This window comes from Coleofasciculus sp. FACHB-712, from assembly GCF_014695635.1.
Taxonomy (GTDB): Bacteria; Cyanobacteriota; Cyanobacteriia; order Cyanobacteriales; family FACHB-T130; genus FACHB-T130.
The window spans coordinates 1-8,697 of record NZ_JACJOQ010000447.1 but is presented as its reverse complement, the minus strand read 5'-3'; the positions used below and the strand labels follow the sequence as shown (position 1 = coordinate 8,697).

Here is an 8,697-nt window from a genome sequence, read left to right as displayed (position 1 = left end):
TTGTTGGCATAGACAGCCACTGTGCCAGGGGTTTCGTTATGGCACTGTGCCCGCTTTCGAGCCGTTTCCATCACGTACTTCTGCTGTTGCAACTGGCTGAGCGTTTGCTGATAGGTTTCGGGCGTGTAACCCGCTTGATCTGGATTATCCTTGGCTTGTAGTAATTGATTGATGGCTTGCGTTACTTCCGCGTAATCCGTTCCTTTCGTGAAGTCTTTACCTGCCCATGAGGGAGGAGCAATCATGAGGTTGACCAGAAGCACGAGCGCGACGAGAGCAATTTTGATAAATTTCATGGAATTCTCCTTACTTTGAGATAACTGAACATTCCAACTAAAAATGTGATTCAAAAGTTGAAAACTATCTTAAGTCAGGTGTGCAAGAAAGAAATATCAGTTTAAAACCGCACACCGTTTGTCTACTTCAGAACTTTCAAAACTGGTGCTTGGGCTTGTAGCGTTTGATTAATTGTGGTTCCTAGTTTTAACAGGTAAAGACCACTAATTACGAGCGTCAGTACTGCCAATCCTGGATTTTCTAAAGTGCCGCTATCAAATAGAATTAACACCCCTAAGCTAATCAGAACAAAAGGGACTAGATGGTTGCCGTAACGAGTCAGATTATCTGCGATCGCCGGAATTTGGGTTAACTTATAAGCGGCAAGACACCAAACACCCACCAGCGAGAAAAACACTCCCAGAACGATGGCTAGATTTTGCCAGGTGCAGCTTGCAAACAGGGGCATATAGATTCCAATGTTATCGCCGCCATTTGCAAAAGTTACCGCTGCTACGCTATACGCTTGGGGTGAGATGAAGCTGCTAAACCAGGCTGGTTGAGCTAGTGTTTCGTCTGAGTCAGCATCATTTTCTGCATTAGAAATCACTAAGCGGCTGATGCCGATCGCAATCGGAACCAATCCTAACATTCCAATACAGGGACGCGGCAACAACAAACTGCCAAAGAAACTGGGAAGGCTGGCGAGAACGAGGGCGGCAAAGCCAAGATACTGTCCGGCAACAATGTGGCGTTTGCGAAAGAGGGTATTAACCTGGGAAAAGAACAGCATCAGAATCAAAATGTCATCCAGGTTAGTTGCTGTGAAGGCGGTAAAGCCGGTTGAAATTGCCGCGAAAAGTCCGTTCATGTTCAGTTCATGCTCCAAATTCTGTTGTGTCTATCCGAACTTTTGGGCGACGCTGTAGCAATCCTGTTGGAATTGTGAGAGATGTCTTGAAGGGAATATGTCTCACAACGAAGCTCAAAACTCACACATGATGAAAGGATAAATAGATTAAGTCACGAGAAGAGTAAAGGCATTTCTAGCCTTTCTCGCTGGTCGTTAACCGTTACTTCGAGCTAAATTATTGAAAATATTTAGGAAGCCTGTTTTCTGGAGTGGCTATTGAGAACAGCCACCGTTGCAATCTTGTTGGAGTGATGCTCCAACTCATTCAAGTCTTGAGCCGGTACGAACACAACCTTGACTTCGCTCGCTGCTTGGTGTTGTTGCTTGATTAATACAGTTAGCTCGACTAGTTTCTTGGCATAGTCAGCATCCAGCTTTTCGTGGATCAGTTCGAGGTTTTGAGCGGCTTGTAACGTGATCTGGTAGTTGTGATTCGCACTTTCCCGATCTTCTTCTGATTGGCGGTTCTGGCTCATCAAGACGACGGGAGCGGTATAAGCAGAGGCAAAGGAGAATACCAGGTTCAACATCATGAAGGGAGACTCATCCCAGTGAGGCAGTCCCGGTATCAGGTTGCAACCTACCCATCCAGCAAGAACGGTTGATTGTCCAATCAGAAACGCCCAAGAACCTACTTTAGTTGCCATTTTGTCTGCCACCTTTTGCCCAAACGTTAAGGGCTTCTTCATAGGTGGTTGAATCTTTGAAAATTGTGGTTGTTTCAGAACGACAGGGGCTTGTTGCGATTCGTTGATACCGGGTTGACTGGATTGAGTGGAGTTCATGCTGTTACCTCTTGCAACTTCAAATTCGTTTAATGCTTTGATGAGTGCGCTTAGGGGTTTTTTGTATTTGTGCTGCACTTGCTATAGTTTCACTGTATGGCGCTTAAAGTATAAGAGCAAATACTCTTTCTTGTTGAATTAATAAATTGAAGTGATTGACTTAGGCTAAGCGTTATGAATTCGACTTTTCCAACCCTGGTTGTTACCCAGAACAGCGTTGGTGCAAATTGCGGGTAATTTCAGTAATGCCAGTTGCTCAATCAATTGAGTTTATCGATTCAACAAAAAAGAGTGTTTGCTTTTATAAATTGTGATTACGTAGGATGAATTTATGCTTCTGCAATAGATTCTTGCCAAACCGGATCGCCAGTCTGGATAGCCAGTCTGGACAAAAGACACAAGAACATTGAGAAAGCCTTTCTGGTTGTCACAAGAGAAAAACATGAAGAATCTTTTCAAAATTGCGCTCGCCCTAGTGATATTTGTGGTGAACCTAGCGATCGCCCAACCCTCTCTGGCAGATCGACCCAAAGTATCCAAAAATCCTGACTATATTCAGGTGACAAAAACGCTGAACGGTTTATCAGCACTCCAGGAAAGCCAGGATATCCCTCCAGAAGTGCAACAGCGAATTGACGAGTTGACCTTGCAAAAAGCCGCAATCGAGTCGGGTGTCACCTGGGGACAATGCAGGAACGAAACCGGGAACACCATCGGCATCTTTGGTCCCGCCTCTGAGGCATCGAAGACTGGCGATAACAATCTCTACTTTCTAGCAGACGGTGAGACAACTCCTGAAGGCTGGGATTGCCAGGGAATTTATTTACCGAGTGGTATTAACGTTGCAGGCATTGAGTCAACACCTGCCACTTATACAATTCTGGATGGTACCCGTTTAATCGCCCGCCGAAATCCTGATACCTCTGCGCTTGAGTTTAACGTTCCACCACTCAAGTCTTCCCAAGAGAATAAGCTGGCAGTTCCTAACGTATCGCAGGAATTTATTGAATCTCGCATTCCTAGTACGTTCACAGCCGTAGAAATTGACGATTAATGGGATGCGTACAAGTGGGTTGACGCAATGATTTAACAAATTGGCTTGCAAGCTCATTGAGTCAACTCACCGTACAAAAGAATGGAAAGTTATTGTTACTCACTCATTAGCATTTTAGATTATGGATTCTTTAATTGGGTCAGTAGATTCGCAGATTGTGTTAGTAGTTGCAGCGATCGCCGTGTCCCTCTTGCTGGTTACGCTGCTGGTTAGAATCTTAAAAGCTGGTTTCGGGTTGATTTTGACAATTTTGGTGGTGGTGGTGGGATTGCAGTACGTTTTTGGCATCACCCCCGGACAATTGTGGGGTGAGATCGGGAATTTACCCCAAGATGCGATCCAACTGGTGAAAAACCTCGATTGGAATTCTCTGATATCAAGCTTTAATAGCTGAAGGCAGCATTCAATCACTTCTAATTATTCATCTGACAAGAAAGTTAATTTCACTTGATGAGGCAAACCTCATCAAGTGAAATTAACTTATTCGCCGTAAATCCCCCACGAAGTTGGAAGCGCCACCATACCGCTTGCGGTTGGTGGTGGGTAGTTCACGCATTAAAGGCTCGTGATATTGACGAAGATACCTATGAACCGTCCGATCGCTGGGTAATGCTCTTCAGTTTGGCTGTCTTACTCTTGGGTACAGGTATCATCTACTACGTTTTTACGGCTCCTGTGCAACTGATAGCCGGTGCTATGTTTGAGTAATGTCTTGCCACGGCAATGATTCGCCAAGCGGATAGGAGAGGATGTCCTTTTCGAGTGTCTCTTCAGATTACTAAGCTGTTGTGCATTTAGACTGCGATCAAAGAGCGTCCGGGACGCAGTCCCCTGAGAGCGAGAAAGCGCCGCCAATTGAGTTTATCCGTTCATGCAGCAACCTGATTGTGTACTACGTCAACAAATTAGCAACGTTTGTTCAATGGGATCTTACACGGCTTAACGCGAGTGCCATTTAAGCTAGGGATGATAGTTAGCGATTGCGCTTAACAAAGTATCATTCACCATTGACTAATGATTAATAACTGGCTGCTGCTTTTAGTGTGGATAGGAGTTGGGACTGGGTTGCGCTTGCTAAACTTGGCTGGCAAGTCGCCTTGGACGGATGAATTTTCGACGCTGGTTTTCAGCCTGGGTAATAGTTTTCGCGGTGTTCCCCTAGACCAAGCGATCGCACTCGATACTCTTCTGCAACCTTTGCAAGCAAACCCAGCAGCCGGAATCAACGATGTCATTCATCACTTAGTCACTGAAAGCAACCATCCCCCTCTCTACTTTGTGCTAACTCACCTGTGGTTGAAACTATTTCCGCCGGATGGGGGATTGGTTTCGCTGTGGGGGGCGCGATCGCTTGCTGCCCTTTTCGGTGTCGTCTCTATCCCTGCGATGTACGCATTTGGCTGGTTTGCGTTTCGTTCTCGGTTAGTAGGGCACCTGGCGGCGGCGATGATGGCGGTTTCGCCCTACGGCATCTTTCTAGCGCAGGAAGCCCGTCATTACACTTTGGCAATTTTGTGGGCGATCGCTTCCCTTACCTGTCTGGTGGTTGCCGCACGACACCTGCAACGTCAGGCACCGCTGCCCGTTTGGCTGGTACTACTCTGGGTAGGGGTTAATACATTAGGAATTTCCAGTCATTATTTTTTCGTTCTAACTTTGGGTGCCCAAGCGCTGGCGTTGATTGTCCTTCTGTGGCAACAAAGACGGACTCAGAAGAATAATTTTAAATTTCCCACTGTCAAGTCCTCAATCCCATTGCTGGCGGTTGCGGCTGGGACGCTGGCGGGGGGATTAGTGTGGGTGCCAGTATTCTTGCAGAATAGTTATGGGGGAAAGCTAACCGAATGGATTCAAGGCGATCGCGTCGGTTTTGCTTGGCTTAGCCCTATATTTCAGGCGATCGCGGCTTGGATTACGATGATTGCCCTACTTCCGGTAGAGTCACCCGATTTAGTCGTGGTGATTCTTTCTGGGGCTGTGATGATTGTTTTCTTTCTTTGGGCGCTACCCATCCTCTATCGAAGCTTGAAATTTCAGCGGCAAGAGGCGGGTTTGACAACCCAACTCTTTGAGGGTTTTATTTGGAGTGCGATCGCGCTATTTTTTGTCTTTACCTACATCCTCGGAATTGATTTAACTCGCGGGGCAAGGTATAACTTCGTCTATTTTCCCGCTGTAATTGTTATCGTAGGAGCCAGTCTTGCCGCCTGCTGGAACGCTGTAAAGGCTGAAGAAACTGCTTTAAAACAGTCAAGTCCAGTCAGCACCAATCCCGGCTCAAAAGCCAAAGGTCAAATCAACCCTTCTATTAAAATATCTGGTCAAAAAGCTGTTGCGCTCATTTGGCTTATGGGACTTTTGAGCGGGCTAACAGTCGCCTGCAATTTGGGTTATCAGAAATACTATCGCCCCGATCTCTTAGTGCCACCGATTATAGAGTTGCAAGATTCCGCATCTTCATCTGTGCAAGTGCCAATTCTAATTGCCACAACTCACAAAACCCATGTACAAAATGGGGAAATGATGGGAATCGCGTGGGAACTCAAACAGCAAGCGGTACAGCCAAGGGAAATCCAATTTCTCCTAGCGCATCAAGACCAAAATCCTCAAACTTCAACAGCGGCGCTGCAAAAAACTTTGGCGACTTTACCGCGCCCTCTAGATGTTTTGCTGGTAAATTTCCACGCACCCATAGAGTTAGGTAAATGTGTTACGAATGCCAATTTCCCTTCAGTGGATGGCTACGAAACCAAACTTTATTACTGTCGATATCGCTAAAGCTTAACTGCTTTTTTTGACGTTTTCTGGAACGCCCAGCGATGACAAACCCGCGAGCGCTCTTAAATTTTGAGCGCGAATTAACTCTGTAAAATTCAAACTGGAACGACCTTCGATTTTGCCGACGGCTTCAATTGCGGATAACAATTGCTGGGCAGCTTCAGCTTCCGTGTAGCCCCGCCGAATCGCTACCTTAATTGCCGCTTCATCTGCATCCAGTTCAGACTGAGAACTGCGAGTGTTTCGCCAAATCTGAGTGGCTGCCAGTCCGCTCAATCCGCTAGCCACGACAACACCCACAGCATCTCCTTGGACAAGCTGCACGATTGCTCCGATTGCCCCAGCCGCCACCACACCTTGATAAAGGTCGGGTTTAAACCACTTGATCCCAGTCAGCCAAGCAACTGTGCGTAAAATCAGCAAATCTCGCTGCGGCTGAGACAAGCGACGCCATAAATCAAAATTGATATAAATCGGTCGATCTTGTGCCCAAGGCAGCGGAAACGGGCTATTAATCACCTGCGGTTGCTCCGGTTTGCTAACCACTTTTGTCAGCATTCGACCAGATGCAGGCATGACATCTAATAAGCGGCGAATTTCAGGCTCTGGATTCATCTTGGATGACTTGGGGCAACTATGGTAAAGACGCGATCGCTCCCCTCTACTCACTGAAAACTATTCTAAGGAATGTGGATGAAATAACTGGTAAAAGTAGGGATATGCCCCTACCCAGGAAGTTGAAATAAATCCACAATCCTCAGTTTTAGGGGGAGGGAGACGGAACGGCTGAAGCCGTAGGCTTGGGTTTAGGAGCTTGCTGAGTGGGCGGAGTGGTAGCTCTAGGCGTCGCCTTGGGTGTTGTTGTCGCTCTGGGTGTCGCCGGAGGTTTTGTGGCGGGCGCTTGCAGGCGAGTTGCGGGCGAGGGCGCTAGGGCTGGGCTAACAGGTGTTGACGTTGGTTCGGGTGAAATCGTTGTAGCCGGTAAGGGCGTTATCGCTGGGTTAACGGGTGTTGACGTTGGTACAGGGGAAACCGTGGCACCGGGAGCAGGAGACACCGTTGGGCTAGCAGCCGGAGCGGTGATAGAAGCAGGAGTGCCCTGTACACCCAAAATACTGGGATCTCCAGTGTCAAATATGCCAGCTAGACAGGCAATCATCATTGTCGCCAGCGTGCCAGCAAATAGCGCTTTCCAACCGAGTTCGGAGATATCTTTGCGCCGCGAGGGAATGAGGGCAATGGTGCCACCGACAAAAATTCCCACCGAAGCCAGATGGGCAAATCCGGAGAGGGCATAACTGACGATTAACACCGTGCGATCGCTTACAGTTCCGGCTTGGGCGGCTTCTGCTAACGCTTGATAGGGAGGAATTGCAGTTTCGAGGAGTCGTCGCCCAATAATCACAGAAGCCGTCCAAGATTCGCTAAAAGGGACGCCGGTTAAGATTGTTAGGGGATAAAACAAGACTCCTTGAATATTTGCTAAAGTGACAACTTTAAATAAATCACCGACTGCTCCGGGTAAACCGCCCAACCAACCAAAAAATTGATTCACTAAAGAAACTAGACCCAAGATTAAGATCAGCACAGCAGCGATCGCTACCGCCATCTTCACCCCATCCAAAGAGCCGACAATCGCCGCATCTAAGGGGCTGACTCGCTCAATGGGTTCTCCAGCGACTGTTTCCTGTTTGTACGTTCCTTCCTTCTCGACTTCCTCAAACTCGTTTTGCTCAAATTCCTTGGCTGTTTTCTCGCTAGGAATGCCGCCCAGCGTCAGAGGAGTTCCTGTTTCTGGCACTAAAATTTTTGAGATCACAAAACAGGCGGGGATAGCCATAATCGACGCCGACACTAAGTGTCCCAGAATGTTCGGAAAGACAGGTCTGAGGAAACTGACGTAAATAGCTAGGGTTGAGGAGGCAGCCGTACCAAAACAACACGCTAGAATCGCGCACAGTTCCGAACGGGTCATTTTTGGCAGATAAGGCTTAACGACAATCGCCGCCTCAATTCCGACAAAAATATTCGCGGCACCGCTGAGTGCTTCCGCGCCGCTCAGGCGCATCGTCCAATAAAATAATTTGGCAAATAGCTCGGTGATGACTTGAATGACGCCGATGTTGTAGAGGAGCGCCATCAGTCCGGAGAAAAAGATTACTGTTGGTAAGGCGCGAAAAGCAAAAATATAGCCAAGATTGATTGGTGGATCTTGACCGGGGATGGGGACAATATTTCTCCCAAAGACAAACCGCGCCCCAGTGTCAGCAGCGACAAACACCGCGTCTAGTAAGGTCGTAAACCGCTCCAGTGCGATTCGCGTGGGGGGAAACTTGAACACCAAAAAAGCCAAGACTAATTGCAACCCGATGCCCCAGATAATGACGCGCCAAGGGACGATTCGCTTGTGTTCGGAAAAGAGCCATGCGATCGCGCATAAACCAAAAAGGCCGAAAAAGGAGATAAGGTTGAGATAAAAAGGATGAGACATGGGCTGAATCCTTATTTCTTGAGAGAGTGCTTCCCAGTTTGCCGTCCCCTACAAATCAGCGCGTTTTTCGGCTTTATCCCCGCCTGGAGAAGGATGACACGGGACACCCAAGACAATACCTGAAAATGAGGCGCTTCAGTACTACTACAGCTTTAAAATAAGCACAGAAGCCTGTATCTTATTCAAACTTAAGAATTCCTAAACACAAGGAAACAACTTAGCTAGAGCAGTCCCAGCTTGAAGAATGCTGCTCTTGGGCAGTTAACTACCCGCAAATTCAATACATGGAAGCTTTTGACTCAGTTCCTCCCAAATGGATCGAATCTGCTACTCACGCCCGCGAGTTTTGCTGTCCTAACTGTCGGGCTTCCTCCAGGGAAGCGCAACAGGTTTGGCTCAA

8 protein-coding genes and 1 pseudogene are annotated in these 8,697 nt (G+C 47.5%); 4 read left to right on the top strand and 5 right to left on the bottom strand.

What is annotated here, in order from left to right; translation table 11 throughout:
- The 3 genes and pseudogenes from H6F50_RS14110 to H6F50_RS14100 all read right to left on the bottom strand — a co-directional run.
- Positions 1-296 (bottom strand): annotated as a pseudogene (locus tag H6F50_RS14110) (hypothetical protein); the annotation flags it as partial.
- 122 nt (positions 297-418) lie between these two features.
- A complete protein-coding gene (locus H6F50_RS14105) occupies positions 419-1,147 on the bottom strand; it encodes a cadmium resistance transporter (RefSeq protein WP_190429180.1) in 729 nt (242 codons plus the stop codon).
- A 230-nt stretch (positions 1,148-1,377) separates the two neighbouring features.
- Positions 1,378-1,974 (bottom strand): DUF1003 domain-containing protein, encoded by a 597-nt coding sequence (locus tag H6F50_RS14100; RefSeq protein ID WP_190429179.1) that lies wholly within the window; start codon positions 1,972-1,974, stop codon positions 1,378-1,380.
- Between the two features lie 442 nt (positions 1,975-2,416).
- Here H6F50_RS14100 and H6F50_RS14095 point away from each other — a divergent pair, with 442 nt between their 5' ends.
- The 4 genes from H6F50_RS14095 (at position 2,417) to H6F50_RS14080 (ending at position 5,806) form a co-directional block, all read left to right on the top strand.
- A complete protein-coding gene (locus tag H6F50_RS14095) occupies positions 2,417-3,028 on the top strand; it encodes a hypothetical protein (protein ID WP_190429178.1) in 612 nt (203 codons plus the stop codon).
- A 121-nt stretch (positions 3,029-3,149) separates the two neighbouring features.
- The gene (locus H6F50_RS14090) at positions 3,150-3,422 is read left to right on the top strand and encodes a hypothetical protein (RefSeq protein ID WP_190429177.1); all 273 of its coding nucleotides are present in this window, start codon (positions 3,150-3,152) and stop codon (positions 3,420-3,422) included.
- A 56-nt stretch (positions 3,423-3,478) separates the two neighbouring features.
- Positions 3,479-3,736: a hypothetical protein gene (locus H6F50_RS14085; RefSeq protein ID WP_190429181.1), complete on the top strand. Its 258-nt coding sequence runs from the start codon at positions 3,479-3,481 to the stop codon at positions 3,734-3,736.
- Positions 3,737-4,042: 306 nt separating this feature from the next.
- Entirely contained in the window at positions 4,043-5,806 is a 1,764-nt protein-coding gene (locus H6F50_RS14080) for a phospholipid carrier-dependent glycosyltransferase (protein WP_190429176.1), read from the top strand.
- A 3-nt stretch (positions 5,807-5,809) separates the two neighbouring features.
- Here the strand turns inward: H6F50_RS14080 and H6F50_RS14075 are convergent, their stop codons facing one another.
- Together H6F50_RS14075 and H6F50_RS14070 are read right to left on the bottom strand one after the other, a co-directional pair.
- Positions 5,810-6,421, bottom strand: coding sequence for a DUF3318 domain-containing protein (locus H6F50_RS14075; protein ID WP_190429175.1), 612 nt, complete (start codon positions 6,419-6,421; stop codon positions 5,810-5,812).
- Between the two features lie 148 nt (positions 6,422-6,569).
- Positions 6,570-8,297 (bottom strand): nucleoside transporter C-terminal domain-containing protein, encoded by a 1,728-nt coding sequence (locus H6F50_RS14070; RefSeq protein ID WP_190429174.1) that lies wholly within the window; start codon positions 8,295-8,297, stop codon positions 6,570-6,572.
- Positions 8,298-8,697: the final 400 nt, after the last annotated feature.